The sequence below is a fragment of the Agromyces sp. NPDC127015 genome (assembly GCF_042725165.1).
Lineage (GTDB): Bacteria > Actinomycetota > Actinomycetes > Actinomycetales > Microbacteriaceae > Agromyces > Agromyces chromiiresistens.
Genome location: NZ_JBHXDI010000004.1, coordinates 236,200 through 258,041, shown reverse-complemented (window position 1 = coordinate 258,041; position 21,842 = coordinate 236,200). Strand labels below are relative to the sequence as shown.

21 protein-coding genes are annotated in these 21,842 nt (G+C 71.3%); 18 read left to right on the top strand and 3 right to left on the bottom strand.

Features of this window, described 5'->3' with window-relative positions; translation table 11 throughout:
* Position 1 precedes the first annotated feature (1 nt).
* From ACFWGP_RS13410 to prfA, 7 genes are all read left to right on the top strand, one after another.
* A complete protein-coding gene (locus ACFWGP_RS13410; protein WP_376931123.1) occupies positions 2–805 on the top strand; it encodes a DUF2993 domain-containing protein in 804 nt (267 codons plus the stop codon).
* Positions 806–948: 143 nt separating this feature from the next.
* Complete coding sequence (gene lysA / locus ACFWGP_RS13405; RefSeq protein ID WP_376931122.1) at positions 949–2,388, top strand: diaminopimelate decarboxylase; 1,440 nt, start codon at positions 949–951, stop codon at positions 2,386–2,388.
* A complete protein-coding gene (locus tag ACFWGP_RS13400; RefSeq protein ID WP_231431494.1) occupies positions 2,385–3,695 on the top strand; it encodes a homoserine dehydrogenase in 1,311 nt (436 codons plus the stop codon). Before lysA ends, ACFWGP_RS13400 begins: the two co-directional genes overlap by 4 nt.
* Positions 3,692–4,801, top strand: coding sequence for a threonine synthase (gene thrC / locus ACFWGP_RS13395; protein ID WP_376931121.1), 1,110 nt, complete (start codon positions 3,692–3,694; stop codon positions 4,799–4,801). Before ACFWGP_RS13400 ends, thrC begins: the two co-directional genes overlap by 4 nt.
* Entirely contained in the window at positions 4,798–5,742 is a 945-nt protein-coding gene (gene thrB, locus ACFWGP_RS13390) for a homoserine kinase (RefSeq protein WP_275506655.1), read from the top strand. The genes thrC and thrB overlap by 4 nt, the downstream gene beginning before the upstream one ends.
* Before the next feature lie 336 nt (positions 5,743–6,078).
* Complete coding sequence (gene rho / locus ACFWGP_RS13385; protein ID WP_376931120.1) at positions 6,079–8,232, top strand: transcription termination factor Rho; 2,154 nt, start codon at positions 6,079–6,081, stop codon at positions 8,230–8,232.
* A gap of 7 nt (positions 8,233–8,239) precedes the next feature.
* The gene (gene prfA / locus ACFWGP_RS13380) at positions 8,240–9,316 is read left to right on the top strand and encodes a peptide chain release factor 1 (RefSeq protein WP_275506657.1); all 1,077 of its coding nucleotides are present in this window, start codon (positions 8,240–8,242) and stop codon (positions 9,314–9,316) included.
* A 67-nt stretch (positions 9,317–9,383) separates the two neighbouring features.
* On the opposite strand, the gene epsC is transcribed toward prfA, so the two are convergent.
* Both epsC and cysK read right to left on the bottom strand, forming a co-directional pair.
* The gene (epsC, locus tag ACFWGP_RS13375) at positions 9,384–9,962 is read right to left on the bottom strand and encodes a serine O-acetyltransferase EpsC (protein ID WP_376931119.1); all 579 of its coding nucleotides are present in this window, start codon (positions 9,960–9,962) and stop codon (positions 9,384–9,386) included.
* Positions 9,963–9,966: 4 nt separating this feature from the next.
* Positions 9,967–10,902 carry a cysteine synthase A gene (gene cysK / locus ACFWGP_RS13370; RefSeq protein WP_231431488.1) on the bottom strand — a complete coding sequence of 312 codons (936 nt, stop codon included), beginning with the start codon at positions 10,900–10,902 and terminating at the stop codon, positions 9,967–9,969.
* Positions 10,903–10,987: 85 nt separating this feature from the next.
* Here cysK and prmC point away from each other — a divergent pair, with 85 nt between their 5' ends.
* Complete coding sequence (gene prmC, locus ACFWGP_RS13365; RefSeq protein ID WP_376931118.1) at positions 10,988–11,869, top strand: peptide chain release factor N(5)-glutamine methyltransferase; 882 nt, start codon at positions 10,988–10,990, stop codon at positions 11,867–11,869.
* A gap of 1 nt (position 11,870) precedes the next feature.
* Here prmC and ACFWGP_RS13360 read toward each other — a convergent pair whose 3' ends face one another.
* Complete coding sequence (locus ACFWGP_RS13360; RefSeq protein WP_231431486.1) at positions 11,871–12,866, bottom strand: TetR/AcrR family transcriptional regulator; 996 nt, start codon at positions 12,864–12,866, stop codon at positions 11,871–11,873.
* A 150-nt stretch (positions 12,867–13,016) separates the two neighbouring features.
* Between ACFWGP_RS13360 and ACFWGP_RS13355 the strand changes: the two genes are divergently transcribed.
* The 10 genes from ACFWGP_RS13355 to atpA all read left to right on the top strand — a co-directional run bounded on the left by ACFWGP_RS13355 (position 13,017) and on the right by atpA (position 21,808).
* A complete protein-coding gene (locus ACFWGP_RS13355; protein WP_231431485.1) occupies positions 13,017–13,940 on the top strand; it encodes an ATP-binding cassette domain-containing protein in 924 nt (307 codons plus the stop codon).
* Between the two features lie 12 nt (positions 13,941–13,952).
* Positions 13,953–14,774, top strand: a complete 822-nt coding sequence (locus ACFWGP_RS13350; RefSeq protein WP_275506659.1) for an ABC transporter permease — start codon at positions 13,953–13,955, stop codon at positions 14,772–14,774.
* 88 nt (positions 14,775–14,862) lie between these two features.
* The gene (locus ACFWGP_RS13345) at positions 14,863–15,690 is read left to right on the top strand and encodes an L-threonylcarbamoyladenylate synthase (RefSeq protein ID WP_275506660.1); all 828 of its coding nucleotides are present in this window, start codon (positions 14,863–14,865) and stop codon (positions 15,688–15,690) included.
* Positions 15,687–16,952, top strand: coding sequence for an MraY family glycosyltransferase (locus ACFWGP_RS13340; protein ID WP_231431482.1), 1,266 nt, complete (start codon positions 15,687–15,689; stop codon positions 16,950–16,952). The genes ACFWGP_RS13345 and ACFWGP_RS13340 overlap by 4 nt, the downstream gene beginning before the upstream one ends.
* Complete coding sequence (locus ACFWGP_RS13335) at positions 16,949–17,431, top strand: hypothetical protein (protein WP_376931117.1); 483 nt, start codon at positions 16,949–16,951, stop codon at positions 17,429–17,431. The genes ACFWGP_RS13340 and ACFWGP_RS13335 overlap by 4 nt, the downstream gene beginning before the upstream one ends.
* 167 nt (positions 17,432–17,598) lie before the next feature.
* Positions 17,599–18,396: a F0F1 ATP synthase subunit A gene (gene atpB / locus ACFWGP_RS13330; RefSeq protein WP_231432362.1), complete on the top strand. Its 798-nt coding sequence runs from the start codon at positions 17,599–17,601 to the stop codon at positions 18,394–18,396.
* A 55-nt stretch (positions 18,397–18,451) separates the two neighbouring features.
* Positions 18,452–18,688: an ATP synthase F0 subunit C gene (atpE, locus tag ACFWGP_RS13325; protein WP_231431480.1), complete on the top strand. Its 237-nt coding sequence runs from the start codon at positions 18,452–18,454 to the stop codon at positions 18,686–18,688.
* 28 nt (positions 18,689–18,716) lie between these two features.
* On the top strand, positions 18,717–19,277 hold the full coding sequence (locus ACFWGP_RS13320; RefSeq protein ID WP_231431479.1) for a F0F1 ATP synthase subunit B: 561 nt from the start codon (positions 18,717–18,719) through the stop codon (positions 19,275–19,277).
* A gap of 3 nt (positions 19,278–19,280) precedes the next feature.
* Positions 19,281–20,075: a F0F1 ATP synthase subunit delta gene (locus tag ACFWGP_RS13315; RefSeq protein WP_231431478.1), complete on the top strand. Its 795-nt coding sequence runs from the start codon at positions 19,281–19,283 to the stop codon at positions 20,073–20,075.
* A 92-nt stretch (positions 20,076–20,167) separates the two neighbouring features.
* Positions 20,168–21,808 carry a F0F1 ATP synthase subunit alpha gene (gene atpA, locus ACFWGP_RS13310; protein ID WP_231431477.1) on the top strand — a complete coding sequence of 547 codons (1,641 nt, stop codon included), beginning with the start codon at positions 20,168–20,170 and terminating at the stop codon, positions 21,806–21,808.
* The last annotated feature ends 34 nt before the right edge of the window (positions 21,809–21,842 follow it).

Here is a 21,842-nt window from a genome sequence, read left to right as displayed (position 1 = left end):
GATGAGCGACGAGCAGCCGACGATCCCACTGGACGTCGAAGACCCGGAACCCGCGCCCCGCAAGCGCCTCGGCCGAGGGGCGAAGATCGGCATCGTCGTGGCGGCGGTCGTCGTCGGCCTCGTGGCGATCGCCGTGGTGGCCGACGTGATCGCGCGGGGCGTCGCCGAACAACGGGTCGCCGAGGAGATCCGTGCGAACCTGCCCGACCAGGTCGATGGCGACGTCGACGTGACGATCGGCGGCTTCTCGGTCATCGCGCAGTACCTCTCGGGCTCGATGGACGAGGTCGCGCTCAGCGCACCCGACCTCGAGGTCGACGGCGCGCCGATCGATGCGCAGGTCACGTTGCAGCAGGTGCCGGTCGACCTCGCATCGCCCGTCGGGCACCTGACTGCGACCGTCTCGACCGACGAAGCCTCGCTCAACCGGCTGATCGACGTCCCGGGTGCGACCGGCACCGTGACGCTCGGCGACGGGACGGTGGGCTACGAGGGCAGCGTCGAGGTGCTCGGCGCCCCCATCTCCTATCAGGTCACCGCGGCGCCGACCGCCGCGGGCGACCGGATCCTGCTCGAACCGGTCGGCGTCGAGGTCGGCGCGGGCGGTGCATCGTTCGACGTGTCCGGGCTCATCCAGCGGCTCATCGGCGACGACCCCGTGCCGGTGTGCGTCGCCGAGCACCTGCCCGAGGGCATCGAGGTGACGGGCGTCGCGGTCGCACCGGGCGCGGTGCGGGTCGACCTCGCGGGCGACGACGTAGAGCTCGACGGCGATGCGCTCGGCCGCACCGGCCACTGCGACTGACCGCCGATTCGGCCGGGCCCGCACGCCTCGGTAGACTCGCGGGTAGTCCGACCCACAAGGTCGGCACGCATCAGGCTTCAGGGACCGATCCGGGTTCGCTCGCCGCGAGCGACCGTCGATTCGTTCCCTCCTGTGAGGTTCCCGTGGCATCCGTTCCCGCAGACCCCGGCGCGCAGCGCGCGCCGGCCGACGTCAACGCGCTCGTGCCGCAGGTCTGGCCCGCGAGCGCACGTCGCGACCCCGCGGGCCGCATCGAGATCGCCGGCCTCGACGCCGTGTCGCTGGCCGAGCGGTTCGGCACCCCCCTCTACGTCGTCGACGAGTCCGAGGCGCGTTCGCGCGCCCGACGGACGCGGCTCGCGTTCGAGGCGGCGGCACGCGCGGCGGGCACCGATGTGACCGTCTATTACGCCGGCAAGGCGTTCCTGTCCGGCGAGGTCGTGCGCTGGGTCGTCGATGAGGGGCTGGCGGTCGACGTCTGCACCGGTGGCGAGCTCGCGGTCGCGCTCGCGGCCGGGGCCGAGCCCGCCCGATTGGGCTTCCACGGCAACAACAAGTCGCTAGCCGAGATCGCCCGCGCGGTCGAGGTGGGCGTCGGTGCGCTCATCATCGACAGCGAGGTCGAGATCGAACGCGTCGCGGGCGCGGCGGCGCGCGCCGGGCGCCGGCAGCGGGTGCGGCTGCGGGTCAACAGCGGGGTGCACGCATCGACGCACGAGTTCCTCGCAACCTCGCACGAGGACCAGAAGTTCGGCGTGCCGCTCGAACGCGCGGTCGAGCTCGGCGAGCGCATCCGCGCGCACGACTCGCTCGAGTTCCTCGGGCTCCACTGCCACATCGGCTCGCAGATCTTCGACGCCGAGGGCTTCGCCGAGTCGGCCGCCCGGCTGCTCGCCGCGCACGCCGACCTCTCGGCCGTCGAGCCGCTGCCCGAACTCAATCTCGGCGGCGGGTTCGGCATCGCCTACACGGCCGCCGACACCCCGCAGCCGATCGAGGAGATCGCCGACGGGATCGTCGCCGCGGTCGTCGCGGGGTGCCGCGAACGGGGCATCGCAGTGCCGCGGCTCGCGTTCGAGCCGGGCCGGTCGATCGTCGGCCCCGCCGGCGTCACGCTCTACACCGTCGGCACGGTCAAGCCCGTGCCGATCGAGGGGGGCGCACGGCGCTACGTGAGCGTCGACGGCGGCATGAGCGACAACGCCCGCACGGCGCTCTACGGCGCGGCGTACTCGGCCAGGGTCGCGAACCGCGTCTCCGACGCCGCCCCCGCGCTCAGCCGGGTCGTCGGCAAGCACTGCGAGGCGGGCGACGTCGTCGTCGACGTCGAGCACCTGCCGGCCGACACGGCGCCCGGCGACCTCGTCGCCGTCGCGGCCACCGGCGCGTACTGCTGGTCGCTCGCCTCGAACTACAACCACGTGCCCCGCCCGCCCGTCGTCGCCGTGCGCGACGGTGAGGCCCGCGTCATCGTGCGCGGCGAGTCGATCGACGACCTGCTCGCCCGTGATCTCGGGTTCGAGGCATCCACCGTCGCGACGAGGACCGTCGCGACGAGCACCGTCGAAGGGAACCCCGCATGATCGAGTACCGGTCCATCCGAGTCGGACTGCTCGGGGCGGGCTCGGTCGGCTCGCAGGTCGCACGGCTGCTGCTCGACCACGCCGACGAGCTCGCGCAGCGGGTCGGCGCGCGCCTCGAACTCGTCGGCATCGCCGTGCGCGACCTCGGGGCGCGGCGCGACACCGACCTGCCCGCCGAGCTGCTGACGACCGACGCAGAGGCCCTCATCCTCGGCTCCGACGTCGTGATCGAGCTCATGGGCGGCATCGAGCCCGCCCGCACGCTCGTGCACCAGGCGATCGCCTCGGGCGCCGACGTGGTCACGGGCAACAAGGCGCTGCTCGCCTCCCACGGCCCCGAGCTCTTCGCCGCGGCCGAGCAGGTCGGCGCGCAGCTCTCGTACGAAGCCGCGGTCGCCGGGGCGATCCCGATCATCCGGCCGCTGCGGGAGTCGCTCGCGGGCGACCGCATCGAGCGCATCCTCGGCATCGTGAACGGCACGACGAACTTCATCCTCGACCGGATGGACCAGACCGGCGCCTCCCTCGAGGACGCGCTCGCGACCGCGACCGAGCTCGGCTACGCCGAGGCCGACCCGACGGCCGACATCGGCGGCTACGACGCAGCGCAGAAGGCGGCCATCCTCGCGAGCCTCGCGTTCCACACGAGCGTGCCGGTCGAGGCCGTGCACCGCGAGGGCATCACCGGCGTCTCGGCGGCCCAGGTCGAATCGGCGCGCCGGGCCGGGTACGTCGTGAAGCTGCTCGCGATCTGCGAGCGCCTCATCGACGCCGAGACCGGCGACGAGGGCGTCTCGGCCCGCGTCTACCCGGCGCTCGTTCCGCGCAGCCATCCGCTCGCCGCCGTGCACGGGGCGAACAACGCCGTGTTCGTCGAGGCCTCCGCCGCAGGGCCGCTCATGTTCTACGGCGCGGGCGCCGGGGGAGTGCAGACCGCCTCCGCCGTGCTCGGCGACCTCGTCGCCATCGCCCGGCGCCGGGTCTCGGGCGGGCCCGGCACGGCCGAGTCGACGCACGCCGAACTGCCCCTGCTGCCGATCGGGCGCATCACGACGCGGTACGCGATCACCCTCGAGGTCACCGACGAACCGGGCGTGCTCGAGCAGATCGCGCGCACGTTCGCCGAGCACGGCGTCTCGGTCGAGCAGCTGCAGCAGACCGTCAGCGAGGGGTCGCGGCGCGCGACGCTCGTGATCGGCACCCACGAGGCCACCGAGTCGGCGCTCGCCGACACGGTCGCCTCGCTCGCCGAGAGCCCCGTCGTCGCCTCCGTCGCATCCGTCCTCCGAGTCGAAGGAGCCCAGTGAACACCCCGAACCCGACGCCCACCCCCAAGCCCGGCTCGCGCCAGTGGCGCGGTGTCATCCGCGAGTACGCCGACCGTCTCGACGTGACCGACGCGACCCCGATCGTGACGCTCGGCGAGGGCGGCACGCCGCTGCTGCCGGCCCCCGCACTGTCGCGTCGCACCGGCGCGGACGTCTGGGTGAAGTTCGAGGGCATGAACCCGACCGGCTCCTTCAAGGACCGGGGCATGACGATGGCGGTCACGAAGGCCGTCGAGCACGGGGCGAAGGTCGTGATCTGCGCCTCGACCGGCAACACCTCCGCATCGGCCGCCGCCTACGCGACCCACGCCGGCATCGGCGCGGCCGTGCTGCTGCCCGAGGGCAAGGTGGCGATGGGCAAGCTCAGCCAGGCGATCGCGCACGACGCGAAGCTCATCCAGGTGCAGGGCACGTTCGACGACTGCCTCGACATCGCGCGCGACCTCGCCGCGAACTACCCCGTGCACCTCGTCAACTCGGTGAACAACGACCGCATCGAGGGCCAGAAGACCGCGGCGTTCGAGGTCGTCGAGGTGCTCGGCGACGCACCCGACCTGCACGTCGTGCCGGTCGGCAACGCCGGCAACTACACGGCGTACACGCGCGGTTACCGCGAGGACATCGCGGCGGGCAACGCGACCCGGATGCCGCGCATATTCGGCTTCCAGGCCGCGGGCTCCGCGCCCATCGTGCGCGGCGAGCCCGTGCGCGACCCCGACACCATCGCGAGCGCGATCCGCATCGGCAATCCGGCGTCGTGGGAGCTCGCCCTCCAGGCGCGCGACGAGACCGACGGGTACTTCGGCGCCATCGAGGACGCCGCGATCCTCGAGGCGCAGCGCATCCTCTCGGCCGAGGTCGGGATCTTCGTCGAGCCGGCCTCGGCGATCTCGGTCGCCGGCCTGCTCGAGCGAGCGGCCGCCGGCGCCGTGCCGCGGGGTGCGCGCGTCGTGCTCACGGTCACCGGCCACGGCCTGAAGGACCCGCAGTGGGCCCTCCGCACGGCCGACGGCTCCGACGTCGAGCCGACGGTCGTGCCGGTCGACACCGCACAGGTCGCCGCGGCGTTGGGACTCGCCTCATGACGGGCACGCTCGTCGCCGACGCGACCACATCGCTCGTCGGCCGTACCGTCCACGTCAAGGTGCCCGCCACCTCGGCGAACCTCGGGCCCGGCTTCGACACCCTCGGGCTCGCCCTCGCGCGCTACGACGAGCTCGAGGTCTCGGCGACGCCGGCGGGCGTCGAGGTCGAGGTGCACGGCGTCGGCGAGGGCGAGGTGCCGCTGGACGCGTCCCACCTCGTCGTGCGCGCGATCGCGCACGCGTTCGAGCGCGCGGGCGTCGCGCTGCCCGGGCTGCGGCTCGTCGCGCACAACGCGATCCCGCACGGCCGCGGCCTCGGCTCGTCGGGCGCGGCGATCGTCGCAGGGGTGATGGCGGCGAAGGGCCTGCTCGACGGGGTCGTCGACTTCTCGGCCGACGACCTGCTCGAGCTCGCGACGGAGCTCGAGGGCCACCCCGACAACGTGGCGCCGGCGCTCTTCGGCGGACTCACGATCGCGTGGGTCACCCCCGAGGGACCCCGCCACAAGAAGCTCATCGTGCACCGCGGCGTCTCGCCGCTCGTGCTCGTGCCCGAGCACGAGATGTCGACGGCGCTCGCGCGTTCGCTGCAGCCCGAGCAGGTGCCGCACGAAGACGCGGTCTTCAACGTCTCGCGCTCGGCGCTGCTTGTCGCGGCGCTCATCCAGAGCCCCGAGCTGCTCTTCCAGGCCACGGAGGACAAGCTGCACCAGCACTACCGCGCGGCGGCCATGCCCGAGACCGACCGGCTCATCCGGGCACTGCGCGAGGCGGGACACCCCGCCGTCGTGTCGGGTGCCGGCCCGTCGATCCTCGTCCTCGCGAACGACCCGAGCGCCCGTGCAGCGGCGATCGACCTCGTCGAGCGGACGGCCGACACGGTGTGGCAGGCGCTGCCGCTCGCGGTCGACTTCAAGGGCGCGACGGTCACCGCCGCCTGAGCCGCGCTGCCCGCCGACGGCCGGCACGCCGCGACGTGCGCCGCTGCTGCTCGGTCGCGCTCGTCGCAGTCGGATGCCTCCACGCGATGTTTCTCCACAACGGGGCGTCGCGTGGCAGGCTGGGCGGCCGCACGGTGTTAGACTGACTGCGCACCCGGCGGGTGAAGCGGCTGATACGTCAGACCCGACACCGCTCACGAGCCGCATCGTGCAATTCCCGGCAATCTCTTGCTTTCGCACTTGCGCAGTCTGCGCCGCGCGCGCCGACCTCGCTCGAGTCTGCGATCAACTCTCCTGCCGCGCAACCACATGCGCCAGGGGAAAGGACAACACCCAGTGACCAACGCATCCGACCACGCCGCGCGCGTGGCGAACGGCGCCCCCCTCACCGGCCTCAAGGTCGCCGAGCTCCAGGAGCTCGCCGCCTCGCTCGGCATCGTGGGCGCATCCAAGCTCCGCAAGGGCGAACTCGTCGAGGCGATCACCGCGCGTCAGGCCGAGGGCGACGCCGCCCCCACGCTCGACGTCGACGGCACCGCCCCCGTCGAGGCCGCGCCCGTCGAGGCGGCCCCGGTGGCCGACGCACCGAGCGCGCCGGCCGAGGCGGCTCCGTCGACCGACCCCGCGCCCGCTGACGTCGCCCCGGTCGACGGCGCCCAGGCGGCGACGGCCGAGCCCGTCGCCGCGGAGGCATCCGCCCAGCCGCGTCGCGGCCGCCAGCCCCGTCGCGCGACGAGCGCGACGACCGCAGCCGTGCAGCACGTGAACGGCGGCGGTGCCGGTGTCGGCCTCGTGCCGACCGCGAACGACGACGACGCCCGCGAGGCCGCCCGTGCGGCCGTGCGCGAGGAGCTCGCCGCCGCGACCGGCGAGAGCGCCCGCGATGGCGCCCGCACCGAGGGCGCCGACGGCGAGCAGCCCGCAGAGGAGCCGCGGCAGGGCGGCCGCCGCAACCGCGGCCGTCGCGGCGGCGGCGACCGTGCCGAGCGCGGCGAGCGCGCCGAGCGCGCCGAGCGCGGTGACGACGCCCAGAAGGCCGAGGCCCAGAAGGGCGAGGCCCAGAAGGGCGGCCGCCAGAACGGCAACGGCCAGAACCAGAACGGCGACGCGCGCAAGGGCGACGACCAGAAGTCCGCCGACCGCCAGGGCGACGCCGACAAGGGCAAGCAGGGCGACAAGGCCCAGGGCGGGCAGGGCGGCCAGAACCAGGCCGACAAGGGCGAGGGCGAGGGCGGCCGTCGCAGCCGCTACCGCGACCGCAAGCGCCGCGGCCAGGGCGGTACCGGCGACGAGCTCGAGCCCGAGATCCTCGACGACGACGTGCTCATCCCGATCGCGGGCATCCTCGACGTCCTCGACAACTACGCGTTCGTGCGCACGACGGGCTACCTGCCCGGCCCGAGCGACGTCTACGTCTCGCTCGGCCAGGTGAAGAAGTACCACCTGCGCAAGGGCGACGCCGTCGTCGGTGCGATCAAGCAGCCGCGCGACGGCGAGCAGTCGAGCCGCCAGAAGTACAACGCGCTCGTCAAGGTCGACTCGGTCAACGGCCAGTCCATCGACGAGGCCGCCGCACGCGTCGACTTCCAGAAGCTGACGCCGCTCTACCCGCAGGAGCGCCTGCGCCTCGAGACCGAGCCGACGAAGCTCACGCAGCGCATCATCGACCTCGTCGCCCCGATCGGCAAGGGCCAGCGCGGCCTCATCGTCGCGCCGCCGAAGGCCGGCAAGACGATCGTGCTGCAGCAGATCGCCAACGCGATCTCGCAGAACAACCCCGAGGTCCACCTCATGGTCGTGCTCGTCGACGAGCGCCCCGAAGAGGTCACCGACATGCAGCGCACGGTCAAGGGCGAGGTCATCGCCTCGACCTTCGACCGTCCGGCAGAAGACCACACGACGGTCGCCGAGCTCGCGATCGAGCGGGCGAAGCGCCTCGTCGAGCTGGGCCACGACGTCGTCGTGCTGCTCGACTCGATCACGCGACTCGGCCGCGCCTACAACCTGGCCGCACCCGCCTCGGGTCGCATCCTCTCGGGCGGCGTCGACGCGTCGGCGCTCTACCCGCCGAAGCGGTTCTTCGGTGCCGCGCGCAACATCGAGAACGGCGGCTCGCTCACCATCCTCGCGACCGCGCTCGTGGAGACCGGCTCGAAGATGGACGAGGTGATCTTCGAGGAGTTCAAGGGCACGGGCAACAGCGAACTGCGCCTCTCGCGCCAGCTCGCCGACAAGCGCATCTTCCCGGCCGTCGACGTCAACGCGTCGTCGACCCGGCGTGAGGAGATGCTGCTCAGCCCCGACGAGGTCAAGATCACGTGGAAGCTGCGTCGCGCGCTCGCGGGCCTCGACCAGCAGCCCGCGCTCGAGGCCGTGCTGGGCCGCCTGAAGGAGACGCAGTCGAACGCCGAGTTCCTGCTGCTCATGCAGAAGTCGATGCCGGTCGCCGGCCACGGCAACTCGCACGGGCACGAGACCGACCACCGCTGAGGCCGAGGTGTTCGAATCGGTTCAGCCGCTGCTCGATGAGCACGCGCAGCTCCAGGAGGAGCTCGCCGACCCGGCGCTGCACGCCGACGCCGCGCGTGCGAAGAAGGTCAACCGGCGCTACGCCGAGCTGAGCCGGATCGTCGCGGCGAACCGGGCGTGGCACGAGGCGCAGGACGACCTCGACGCGGCGCGCGAGCTCGCCAAGGAGGACGACGCCTTCGCAGAAGAGGTGCCCGCCCTCGAGGAGGGGCTCGCGCAGGCGCAGGAGAAGCTCAGGCGCCTGCTGATCCCGCGCGACCCCGACGACGGGCGTGACGTCATCATGGAGATCAAGGGCGGCGAGGGGGGCGCGGAGAGCGCCCTCTTCGCGGCCGACCTCCTGCGCATGTACATCCAGTACGCGCAGTCGAAGGGGTGGAAGACCGAGCTCCTCGAGCGCAACGAGTCCGACCTCGGCGGGTACAAGGACGTGCAGGTCGCGATCAAGTCGAACGCGACCGATCCGGCGCAGGGCGTCTGGGCGCATCTCAAGTACGAGGGCGGCGTGCACCGCGTGCAGCGGGTGCCCGTCACCGAGACCCAGGGCCGTATCCACACCTCCACGACGGGCGTGCTCGTCTTCCCCGAGGTCGACGAGCCCGAAGAGGTCGACATCAACCAGAACGACCTCAAGATCGACGTGTACCGCTCGAGCGGGCCCGGCGGCCAGTCGGTCAACACGACCGACTCGGCGGTCCGCATCACCCACCTGCCGACGGGCATCGTCGTGTCGATGCAGAACGAGAAGTCGCAGCTGCAGAACCGCGAGGCGGCGATGCGCGTGCTGCGGGCCCGCCTGCTGGCGCGCCAGCAGGAGGAGCTCGCCGCGGCGGCCTCCGACGCGCGCAAGTCGCAGATCCGGTCGATGGACCGGTCCGAGCGCATCCGCACGTACAACTTCCCCGAGAACCGCATCGCCGACCACCGCACCGGCTACAAGGCGTACAACCTCGACCAGGTCATGAACGGCGCGCTCGACCCGCTCATCGAGTCGGCGATCCACGCCGACGAGGAGGCCAGGCTCGCCGATCTCGGCACCGAGTAGGCGCGCCGGCGCGATCGAACGACGACGGATGCCTCGGGGCCGGCCCCGAGGCATCCGTCGTCTGCGATCAGATGTGCCAGTCGTGCACGCCGCGCGCCGCGTCGGCCGTCGCGTGCGAGAGCGGGCGCACGGTCGCGGGCACGCCGACGACGAGCGAGTGCGGGGGAGCGCCGCGGGTCACCACGGCGTTCGCGCCGACGGCGCTCCACGCGCCGATCGTGATGTCGCCGAGGATCTTCGCCCCGGCCCCCACGGTGACGCCCTCCTCGAGGGTCGGGTGGCGCTTGGTGCCCGGCGGGGTGTGCCTGGGCGCCTTCCCGCCGAGGGTGACGCCGTGGTAGAGCATCACGTCGTCGCCGACGACGGCGGTCTCGCCGATGACGACGCCCATTCCGTGGTCGATGAAGAACCGGCGCCCGATGGACGCGCCGGGGTGGATCTCGATGCCCGTCAGGAATCGGGCGAACTGCGAGATGAGCCGGGCTGGGAACCGCCAGCCGGCGACCCACATGCGATGGGTGAGCCGGTATGTCCAGATGGCGTGCAGGCCCGAGTACACGAGGAAGACCTCGAGGCCGCTCCGTGCCGCGGGGTCGTGGGCACGGGCGGTCTTGAGGTCTTCCTTCAGGCGCGAGCGGATCGTCACGCGATCAGTCAAGCAGACCCTCGTACAGGACGGTCGAGAGATACCGCTCGCCGTAGCTCGCGACGATCACGACGATGGTCTTGCCGGCGTTCTCGGGACGCTTGGCGAGCTCGAGGGCGGCGTACACCGTCGCACCCGACGAGATGCCGCCGAGGATGCCCTCCTCCTGACCGAGCCGGCGCGCGGTCGCGACGGCCTGGTCGATGTTGACGTCGAGCACCTCGTCGTAGACGGTGCGGTCGAGCACGTCGGGTACGAAGTTCGCGCCGATGCCCTGGATCTTGTGCGGGCCGGGCTGGCCGCCGTTGAGGATGGGCGACTCGGCCGGCTCGACCGCGACGACCTGCACCTCGGGCTTCCGCTCCTTGAGCACCTGGCCGACGCCCGAGATGGTGCCGCCGGTGCCGATGCCCGCGACGAAGATGTCGACGCCGCCGTCGGTGTCGTCCCAGACCTCCTCGGCCGTCGTGCGGCGGTGGATCTCGACGTTGGCCTGGTTCTCGAACTGGCGGGCGAGGATCGCGCCGGGGGTCGAGGCGGCGAGCTCCTCGGCCTTCGCGACGGCGCCCTTCATGCCCTCGGAGCCCGGGGTGAGCACGAGCTCGGCGCCGTACGCCTTGAGCAGCGACTTGCGCTCCTTCGACATGGTCTCGGGCATCGCGAGGATGACCTTGTAGCCCCGCGCCGCGCCGATCGCGGCGAGGGCGATGCCCGTGTTGCCGCTCGTGCCCTCGACGATGGTGCCGCCGGGCTTCAGCTCGCCCGATGCCTCGGCGGCGTCGACGATGCCCACGCCCAGGCGGTCCTTGACGCTCGCGGAGGGATTGTAGAACTCGAGCTTCGCGAGCACGGTCGCACCGGCGCCCTCGGTGAGGCGGTTCAGTCGGACGAGCGGCGTGCGGCCGAACGCCTGCGTGATGTTGTCGTAGATCTGAGCCATGGTCGGGCCTTTCTCGAGGGGCGGTGCGAGCGTGCCCAGCCTATGGGCGCGGCCGGGGCCGTGGGCGTGCGTTACATTCCATTGCGTGGATGCACCCGTTGAACAGCCAGGCCGGTCGCTGCGCGAGGTGCGCGACGAGATCGCGGCGACGCTCGCCTCGGCGGGCGTGCCCGACCCCGACGTCGACGCGGAGCTCCTCATCGGGCACGTGCTCGGGCTGAGCCGAGGCGGGGTGCAGGCGCGTCTCGTCGTCGGCGCCACGATCGAGACCGAGGATGCCTCGGCGCTCGCGTCGCTCGTCGCGCGGCGTGCCCGGCGCGAGCCGCTGCAGCACCTGACCGGCCGGGCGGCGTTCCGTTCGCTCGAGCTCTCGGTCGGCCCCGGCGTGTTCGTGCCGCGGCCGGAGACCGAGGGCGTCGCGCAGCTCGCGATCGACGCGCTGCGGGCGGCGGCCGAGCCAGAGCCGATCGGCGTCGACCTCGGCACGGGATCGGGCGCCATCGCGCTCGCGCTCGCGACCGAGGTGCCGCACGCGCGGGTCTGGGCGGTCGAGAAGTCGCCCGAGGCGTACGTGTGGACGCGCCGCAACGTCGAGGAAGTGGGGGCGCCGAACCTCGAGCTCGTCTTCGGCGACCTCGCCGACGCGCTGCCCGAGCTCGACGGCCGGGTCTCGGTCGTCGCGTCGAATCCGCCGTACATCCCGCTCGGCGCGATCCCGCGCGATCCCGAGGTGCGCCTCCACGACCCCGAGGCCGCGCTCTACGGCGGGGTCGACGGGCTCGACGTCGTGCGGGTGCTCTCGCAGCGCGCGCTCGCGCTGCTCCGGCCGGGCGGCGTGCTCGTGATCGAGCACGGCGAGGCGCAGTCGGCCGACATCGCCGCGATCCTCGCCGCCGACGGATGGCGCGCGATCGCCCACCACCGGGACCTGACGGGGCGCGACCGGGCGACGACCGCCCTGCGCTGAGCTACTTCGCCCGTTCGGCCTTCTCGCGCGCGGCCTTCTCGCGCTCGAGGGCGTGCTTGATCGCCTCGCGCTCGCGCTTCTGCGCCTCACGGAGCGCCTTCTGCGCCTCGCGCACCGACTTCTCGGCCTCGCGCCTGGCCTTCGCGGCGTCGCGCACGCGCTGGTCGCGGGGCAGGTCGAGCTGCGGTGGGAGCTCGGGAAGCGGCTCGGGCTCGGCGGGGGCGGTCGTGCCGCCCTGGTGGTCGACGTGGTGCTCGATGCCGTCGAGGATGCGGAGGAGCCCGAACGAGAAGTCCTCGTCCGTCTCGCCGGGGTGGGTGCCGGGCTCGGCGACGTACCCGCCGGCGGCGAGGAGCGGGCTCAGGTACGGGAATCGCTCAGGGGTCACGAGCTCCGAGAGTGCGGCGAAGGCGCTCTCGCCGGTGACCTCGCGCGGGTCTGCGGCCGCCTCGGCGGCGGCCCGGAGGTCGCGGTCCTGCGCACTGGTCGCGCGGGCGTAGCTCGTGAGCAGCAGCAGGGCCGACATCTTCTCGCCGTCGCTGAGCGGGAGGTCGCGGACCTCGCGCAGGAACCAGTCCACGATGAGCAGGCTGTTCGGCGTGATTGGGGCTCCCGAGATCGGGATGTCGACGAGCCACGGGTGCTCGCGGTAGGCGGCGCGCATGGCGAGCACCCACGCGGTCACGCCATCGCGCCAGGCGCGCTCGACGTGCTCGTCCGGCACGGGCGGCTCGACGGCGCCCTCCTGCATCAGCAGGATCAGGTCGTCCTTGCTCGTCACGTACCGGTAGAGCGACATCGTGGTGAATCCGAGCGACGCGGCGACCCGGCTCATCGACACCGCCCCGATGCCCTCGGCATCCGCGATCTCGATCGCGGCGTCGACGATGCGCTCGATCGAGAGCTCGCGCTTCGGGCCGCGCTGCGGGTGGGCGGCGACGCCCCAGGCCAGGGCGACGCCGCGGGGGAGTTCGGGGTCGGCTCGCTCGTCGCTCATTCGGCTCCAGTCGGTCGGCGTCGGCCGGCTCGGGCCGGCTTCGGGTTGACCTCAGTCTAGAACTGTGTATTACTTAAACAACAGTGCATGACATAAACAGTTTGCGCCATACGCAACAGTGGTGCGAATCCCGACCGACAGGAGCACGACATGCAACTCGCCATCGAAGCGCGGGGCCTGCGCAAGGCCTTCGGCCGCACCGAGGTGCTCGCGGGCCTCGACCTCGCGGTCCCCGCCGGCAGCGTCTTCGCGCTGCTCGGGCCGAACGGCGCCGGCAAGACGACGACCATCAACATCCTCACGACCCTCGTGGCGCCCGACTCCGGCACCGCCGCGGTCATGGGTCGCGATCTGCTGCGCGAGCCGGCCGCGGTGCAGCAGTGCATCGCCCTGACGGGCCAGGCGGCCGCCGTCGACGAGGTGCTCACGGCGCGCGAGAACCTCGTGATGATGGGCCGGCTCTCGGGGCTCGCCCGGCGCGACGCCCGGCTCCGCGCGACCGAGCTCATCGCGCGCTTCGACCTCGAGCAGGCCGCCGACCGCCGGGTCGCCACCTACTCCGGCGGCATGCGTCGCCGCCTCGACCTCGCCCTGAGCCTCGTCGTGCAGGTGCCGGTGCTCTTCCTCGACGAGCCGACGACCGGTCTCGACACCCGCAGCCGCCAGGAGCTCTGGGCCGTCATCCGCTCGCTCGCCGACGCGGGTACGACCATCTTCCTCACGACGCAGTACCTGGAGGAGGCCGACCGGCTGGCCGATCGCATCGCCGTGCTCGACCGCGGACGCATCGCCGCCGAGGGCACGGCCGACGAGCTCAAGTCGCGGGTCGGCGGCGATGTGGTCGAGCTGCGCGACGCCGACGGCGTGCTGCTCCGCGAACTGCCCACCGACGGCAGCGTGCACGGCCTGCGGGCCGCCATCGACGAGCTCGACCGGGCCGCCCTCGCCGGGGCCGACGGCGTCCAGGTGACCATCCGCCGGCCGAGCCTCGACGACGTGTTCCTCGCCATCACGGCCGATCGTCCGGCGGCGGCGGCCGAGGCATCCGCCCCCGAACTCATCGCCACGAACTGAACGGAGCCCGACATGACCACGCTCACCGCACCCCGTGCCGCCGCCGGGCCCGACGCCGTCGCACATCGTCCGCGCGTGCGCGGCTTCACCGCCGAGCGGGTGTTCATCACCCGCAGCTTCATCCACACCGTCCGCGACGTCGACACCATGATGATGGCCGTCCTGCTGCCGACGATGCTCATGCTGATGTTCACCTACATCTTCGGCAACGCGATCGACCCGTCGGGCGGGTACGTCGACTACGTCGTTCCCGGCATCATCCTGCTGTGCGCGGGATTCGGCGCCTCCACGACCGCGATCTCCGTCTCGCGAGACATGTCGACGGGCATCATCGACCGGTTCCGCACGATGCCGCTGCGCAGCGGCGCGGTGCTCACGGGCCACGTCGCCGTGAGCCTCGTGCGAAACCTCATCGCCACGGCGATCGTGATCGGCGTGGCCCTGCTCGTCGGGTTCCGGCCGTCGGCGACCCCGCTCGAATGGCTCGCCGCCTTCGGCATGGTCGCGCTGTACATCCTCACGATCACGTACCTCTTCGCCGCGATCGGGCTCGCCGCACCGTCACCGGAGGCGGCGAGCGGCTACGGCTTCATCCTGCTGTTCCTGCCGTACGTGTCGAGCGCGTTCGTGCCGGTCGACACGATGCCCGAGTGGCTCCAGTGGGTCGCCGAGAACCAGCCGATCACCCCGGTCATCGAGACGATCCGCGCCCTGCTCATGGGCACGCCGGTCGGCGATTCCGCGTGGTGGGCGGTCGGCTGGTGCGCCGCGATCATCGCGATCGCCGCGGCCTGGGGAGCGTGGCTGTTCCGCCGCAAGTCCGGCCGCCGCTGAGCGGCGCGGCGTCGCGTCGGATGCCTCGGGCCCGTGCGGCCCGAGGCATCCGATCGTGGCCCGGCGCTGGTCTAGAATCGGGCAGGTCATGACTGCCACCTACGACTGCTCGGTCGACTCCCAGCTGCTCACCGGCATGCGACTCGCGCGGGGCGCGATCGGGCGCGGCGAACTCGTCGTGCTGCCGACCGACACGGTGTACGGCGTCGCCGCCGACGCGTTCAACGCGAAAGCGGTCGCGCGCCTGCTCGAGGCCAAGGGCCGCGAGCGCACGTCGCCGCCGCCCGTGCTCATCCCCGGACTGCCGACCCTCGACGCACTGGCGACCGAGGTGCCGCCCGCCGTGCGCGACCTGGTCGCCGAGTTCTGGCCGGGCGGGCTCACCGTCATCCTCCGCGCCCAGCCGTCGCTCCAGTGGGACCTCGGCGAGACCCGCGGCACCGTCGCGCTGCGCATGCCCGCGAACCCGATCGCCCTCGAGCTCCTCTCCGAGACCGGTCCGCTCGCGGTCTCGTCGGCCAACCTCTCGGGCATGCCGTCGGCGACCACCGCCGGGGCCGCGGTCGAGATGCTCGGCGAATCGGTCGCCGTCTATCTCGACGGGGGCGAGGCCGGCACCGGCTACGAGGCCATCGGCGACCGGCCGGGCGACACGTCGTCGACGATCGTCGACGCCACCGGGCTCACCGAGTCGGGCGGCGTGCTGCGCATCGTGCGCGCGGGCGTCGTGTCGCGCGAGCGCATCGCCGCGGTCGTGGGGGAGGAGCTGCTCGAGCCCGCCGACGACGAGCCCGAGGCGTCCGAGCAGCTCGCGGACGAGGCATCCGCGCCCGTTGACGGTGGCGCGCCCGCTGACGGTGCCGCGCCCGCCGAGGGTTCCGCGCCCGCCGACGACGCGGACGCCGCCGTCTCATGACCCTGTTCCTCACCCTCGCGCTGCTCGCCGCGCTCGTCACGTTCGGCGGCTCGATCCTCGTCTGGAAGCTGAGCCTCAAGTACCGGCTGTACCCGAAGATCCGCGAGCGCGACGTGCACACCCGTCCGACGCCCCGGCTCGGCGGCGTCGCGATGTTCGTCGGCGTGCTCGTGGCGATCGGCGCGGCGGCGTTCATCTCGACGCTCGGCATCCAGCGGTTCGCGAACGTCGCGATCATCTTCCAGAACCCCGCGCAGATGCTCGCGATCCTCGGCGCGGCGCTGCTCATCGTGCTCATCGGCGTCGCCGACGACATCTGGGACCTCGACTGGACGACGAAGCTCGCCGGGCAGTTCATCGCCGCCGGGCTGATCGCCTGGCAGGGCGTGTCCATCGTGTCGCTGCCGATCGCCGGCATCACGCTCATCCCGTCGTGGGTCAGTGCGACGCTCACCGTGTTCACGATCGTGCTCGTGATGAACGCGGTCAACTTCATCGACGGCCTCGACGGGCTCGTCGCAGGCGTCTCGCTCATCGCGAACGGCGTGTTCTTCCTCTACACCTACCTGCTCGTGCAGCAGACGTCGCCCCTCAACTACTTCAACCTCGCGTCGCTGCTCGCGGTCGTCGTCGTGGGGGCGTGCGCCGGGTTCCTGCCGCTCAACTGGCACCCCGCGAAGCTCTTCATGGGCGACGCGGGGGCCCTCCTCATCGGCCTGCTCATGGCGACCTCGGCGATCGCGGTGACCGGCCAGATCAACCCGGTCGGCGTCGGCTTCAGCGAGCTGTTCGCCGCGTTCATGCCGATCATCCTGCCGTTCGTGGTGCTGATCATCCCGTTGCTCGATTTCGGCATGGCCGTCATCCGGCGCCTGCGCGCGGGCAAGTCGCCGTTCGCGGCCGACCGGAAGCACCTCCACCACCGGCTGCTCGACATGGGGCACTCCCACCTCAACGCGGTGCTCATCCTGTACGGCTGGACGGCGGTCGCCTCGGTCGGATGCCTCCTGACGTACGTGCTGCCCGTCTACTTCCACCTCAGCACGTGGTGGGCGTTCGTGTTCCTCGGCGTGGGCTTCCTCGCGTGCACGATCATCACGCTCGCCCCGCTCGGGCGGCGCAAGCGGCTGACGGTCGCCGCCGAGGAGCGCCCGTCGACGGCGACGCCCGCTGGGCCCGCCGCTACCGGGCCCGACGCCCCGATCGACGAACTCGCAGGTTCGTCCTCGGTAGAATCGGGCGACCCCTCGACTGGAGCATGATGACCGACGCCCGGCCCGAACCCGCCGACCGAACCCCCACCTCGAACCCCGTGCTGAAGCGCGCACTCGCGTGGGGTGGAGTGCTCGCGGCGGTGATCCTCGTCGTGAGCGCCGTGCTCGGCTACGTCTTCGCCGGCATGCCCGGCCTCTGGGGTGGTCTCATCGGCACGCTCATGGCGGTCGTGTTCATGGGCATCACCGCGGGCAGCATCCTCGTGGCGAACCGGTTCGCCGGGAGCGACCTATTCGTCGGCATCTTCTTCGGAATCGTGCTCGGCGGATGGTTGCTCAAGTTCGTCCTCTTCATCGTGCTCGTGTTCGTCCTGCGAGGCGCCTCATGGCTCGACCCGATGGTCGTGTTCCTGAGCCTCGTGGCGGGCGTCATCGCCTCGCTCGTGGTCGACGTGCTCGTCGTCGCGAAGTCGCGACTGCCGTACGCGAGCGACGTCGAACTGCCGAAGGCGCCCGAGGACGAATAAGCTTCGATTCCGAATTCGTCTGCTCGTAGAAGTCTTGCTAGAGTAATGGCGATCCCCCACGGTTTTCGCCCTGCTCAGGCCTGTGCGAAATCCGTTTCCGATGTTCGTCGTCGCGAGAGCCCCTGCTCCACGCCCCGAAACAGGAGAGAGCCCTGCTAGCACACGCTCTGAACCAGCTGGTTCTGACCGCCGCCGACGAAGGCGGATTCCACGGGCCCAGTCTCGACGAGTTCTTCCCCGAAATCTTCCTCTTCGAGGGCACGCCGTTCGCGATCAACCGGGTCATGATGGTCCGCATCATCGCGATCATCGCGCTGCTCGTGATCTTCTGGCTCGGCACCCGCCGCATGCGGGTCGTGCCCGGGCGCTTCCAGAGCCTCGTGGAGATGGGCCTCGACCTCGTCCGCGTGAACATCTCCGACGATCTGCTCGGCAAGAAGGACGGCAAGCGGTTCCTGCCGATCCTCACGACGATGTTCTTCATGATCCTGTTCATGAACCTGACGGGCATCTTCCCCGGCCTGAACATCGCGGGCACCTCGGTCATCGGCGTGCCGTTCGTGCTCGCGGCGATCTCGTACGTCACGTTCATCTACGCGGGCGTCAAGAAGAGTCCCGCGAACTTCTTCAAGAACGCGCTGTTCCCCGCGGGCGTGCCGTGGCCGGTGTACTTCATCGTCACCCCGATCGAGTTCATCTCGACGTTCATCATCCGACCGGTGACGCTGACGCTCCGACTCCTGATGAACATGCTCGTCGGCCACATGCTGCTCGTGCTCTGCTTCTCGGCGACCTGGTTCTTCCTGTTCTCGGCGCCCGGCTGGTTCAAGCTCATGGGCGTCGGCACCTTCGCCTTCGGGTTCGCCTTCACGGTGTTCGAGATCCTCGTCGCGGTGCTCCAGGCGTACGTCTTCACCGTGCTGACGGCGGTCTACATCCAGCTGGCCGTCGCCGAAGAGCACTGATCGCACGACTCGGGCATCCCCGCCCATAACTCCACCACAACGAAAGGTAAACAACGTGGACGCAACGACCGTTCTCGCGGAGATCAACGGACACATCGCCTCGGTCGGTTACGGCCTCGCAGCCATCGGCCCGGCCATCGGCGTGGGCATCGTCGTCGGCAAGACGATCGAGGGCGTCGCTCGCCAGCCCGAGCTCGCCGGCCGCCTGCAGGTCCTGATGTGGATCGGTATCGCCTTCACCGAGGCGCTCGCCTTCGTCGGCATCGCCGTCGCCTTCATCCCGTTCCCGTAAACCCTCCAGCCCCGCGAGGAGTCAACACATGCTTCACTCTGTAGTGAGCGCCGCGGAGGAGAGTACGACGCGCAACCCGCTGATCCCCGAGGTCTACGACCTCGTCTGGTCGGGGGTCATCTTCGTCATCCTCCTCCTCTTCTTCTGGAAGTACGTGCTTCCGCGCGTCCAGAAGCTGCTCGACGAGCGTGCTGAGGCGATCGAAGGCAACATCGCGAAGGCCGACGAGGCCCAGCGCAAGGCCGAGGCGGCCCTCGAGGAGTACACCGCCCAGCTCGCCGACGCGCGCACCGAGGCCGGACGCATCCGCGAGACGGCCCGCGAAGACGGCAAGAAGATCGTCGCCGAGGCGAAGGACACCGCCGTCGCCGAAGCCGCTCGCGTCACCGCGAGCGCCCAGGCGCAGATCGAGGCCGAGCGCCAGAGCGCGCTCGTCTCGCTCCGCTCCGAGGTGGGCACGCTGGCGATCGACCTCGCGTCGGGCGTCATCGGCGAGTCGCTCTCCGACGACGCGAAGGCGACCGCGGTCGTCGATCGCTTCCTCGCCGACCTGGAGGCCTCCGAGGCGGCCGCCGGAGGGAAGAAGTAATCCATGGGTAGCGCTACGAGAGAGGCCCTGGCCGGGTCGCGGGCTGCGCTCGCCGAGCTCGGCCGGGCCGAACTTCCGGTCGCCGAGGGCCTCCTCGCCGCCGGCCGGGTGATCGGTTCGTCCGCGCAGCTGCGCACGGCGCTCACCGACGCCGAAGCCGACGTCGCCCAGAAGCGCGCGCTCGTCGAGCGCGTGTTCGGATCGCAGCTTCCGGCCGAGTCGGTCGCACTGCTCGTGACCGCGGCGACGCGCCGCTGGTCATCGGGCGACGACTTCCTCGCGGGCGTCGAAGACCTCGGCTACCGCGTCGCGGCCGACTCCGCCGCGAAGGGCGTCGACATCGACGCCGAGCTCTTCGCGTTCGACCGTACGGTCGCGTCCGACTCCGAGCTCGAGCTCGCGCTCGGTTCGAAGCTCAGCGCGCCCGAGGCGAAGACGCGGCTCGTCAACCGGCTGCTCGACGGCAAGGCCGCGCCGCAGACCGTCGCGATCGTGCGCCATCTCGTCGAGCAGCCCCGCGGCCGTCGCATCGGCGAGGCGCTCAGGCACGCGGCATCCGTCGTGGCCGACCAGCGCGGGTTCGACGTGGCGACCGTCACGACCGCCGTCCCGCTCTCGGCCGAGCAGCTCGGTCGCCTCGAGCAGGGCCTCGCCGCCCAGGCCGGGCGCCCCATCCGATTCGACACGATCGTCGACCCCGCCCTCATCGGCGGAGTCCGCATCCAGATCGGCGACGACGTCATCGACGGCAGCGTCGCCAGCCGCCTCGGCTCGCTGAGGCAGAAGCTTGCCGGCTGACGCCGGTTGAAACCACGACCGGCGTGCAGCGCCGCCACACAGAGAAGCTGAAACCGGCGCCCACACGGCCCGGCCCAGAAAAGGAAATGGCAATGGCAGAACTCTCCATCAGCCCCGACGAGATCCGTTCGGCTCTCTCGGAGTTCGTCTCGTCGTACGAGCCGGGCCAGGCGCAGAAGACCGAGGTCGGGTACGTCACCGACGCCGCCGACGGCATCGCGCACGTGGGCGGTCTCCCGTCGGTCATGGCGAACGAGCTCGTGCGCTTCGCCGACGGCACGCTCGGCCTCGCGCTCAACCTCGAAGAGGACGAGATCGGCGTCGTCGTGCTCGGCGAGTTCACCGGCATCGAAGAGGGCATGGAGGTGACCCGCACCGGCGAGGTCCTCTCGGTGCCCGTGGGCGAGGGCTACCTCGGCCGCGTCGTCGACCCGCTCGGCAACCCGATCGACGGTCTCGGCGAGATCACCGGCATCGAGGGCCGCCGCGCCCTCGAGCTGCAGGCGCCCGGCGTCATGCAGCGCAAGTCGGTGCACGAGCCGCTCCAGACCGGCATCAAGGCCATCGACGCGATGATTCCGGTCGGCCGCGGCCAGCGCCAGCTCATCATCGGCGACCGCCAGACCGGCAAGACCGCGATCGCGATCGACACGATCATCAACCAGAAGGCGAACTGGGAGTCGGGCGACCCGTCGAAGCAGGTCCGCTGCATCTACGTCGCGATCGGCCAGAAGGGCTCGACCATCGCCTCGGTGAAGGGCGCCCTCGAAGACGCCGGCGCGATGGAGTACACCACCATCGTCGCCGCCCCGGCCTCCGACCCGGCGGGCTTCAAGTACCTCGCGCCGTACACCGGCTCGGCCATCGGCCAGCACTGGATGTACGACTCGAAGCACGTCCTCATCATCTTCGACGACCTGTCGAAGCAGGCCGAGGCGTACCGCGCCGTGTCGCTCCTCCTCCGCCGCCCGCCGGGCCGTGAGGCGTACCCCGGTGACGTCTTCTACCTGCACTCGCGTCTCCTCGAGCGTTGCGCCAAGCTCTCCGACGAGCTCGGCGCCGGTTCGATGACGGGCCTCCCGATCATCGAGACCAAGGCGAACGACGTCTCGGCCTACATCCCGACGAACGTGATCTCGATCACCGACGGCCAGATCTTCCTCCAGTCCGACCTCTTCAACGCGAACCAGCGACCGGCCGTCGACGTCGGCATCTCGGTCTCGCGAGTCGGTGGCGACGCACAGGTCAAGTCGATCAAGTCGGTCTCGGGCACGCTGAAGCTCGAGCTCGCCCAGTACCGCTCGCTCGAGGCCTTCGCGATGTTCGCCTCCGACCTCGACGCGGCGAGCCGTCGCCAGCTCGCCCGCGGCGCGCGCCTGACCGAGCTGCTCAAGCAGCCGCAGTACTCGCCGTACCCCGTCGAAGACCAGGTCGTCTCGATCTGGGCCGGCACGAAGGGCCACCTCGACGAGGTTCCGGTCGAGGACATCCTCCGCTTCGAGGCCGAGTTCCTCGACTACCTGCGCCGCAACACCGACGTGCTCGACGTGCTCCGCTCGACGAACAAGCTCGAGGACGAGACCATCTCGAAGCTCGAGTCGTCGGTCTCGACCTTCAAGGGCGAGTTCCAGACCGGCGAGGGCAAGCCGCTCGCCTCGGTCGGCTCGGAGCAGTTCGAGGCCATCGCCGCCGAAGACGTCAACCAGGAGAAGATCGTCAAGGGTCGCCGCTGAGGCGATCGGACGATCTGAACCGCTGACGTAGGGA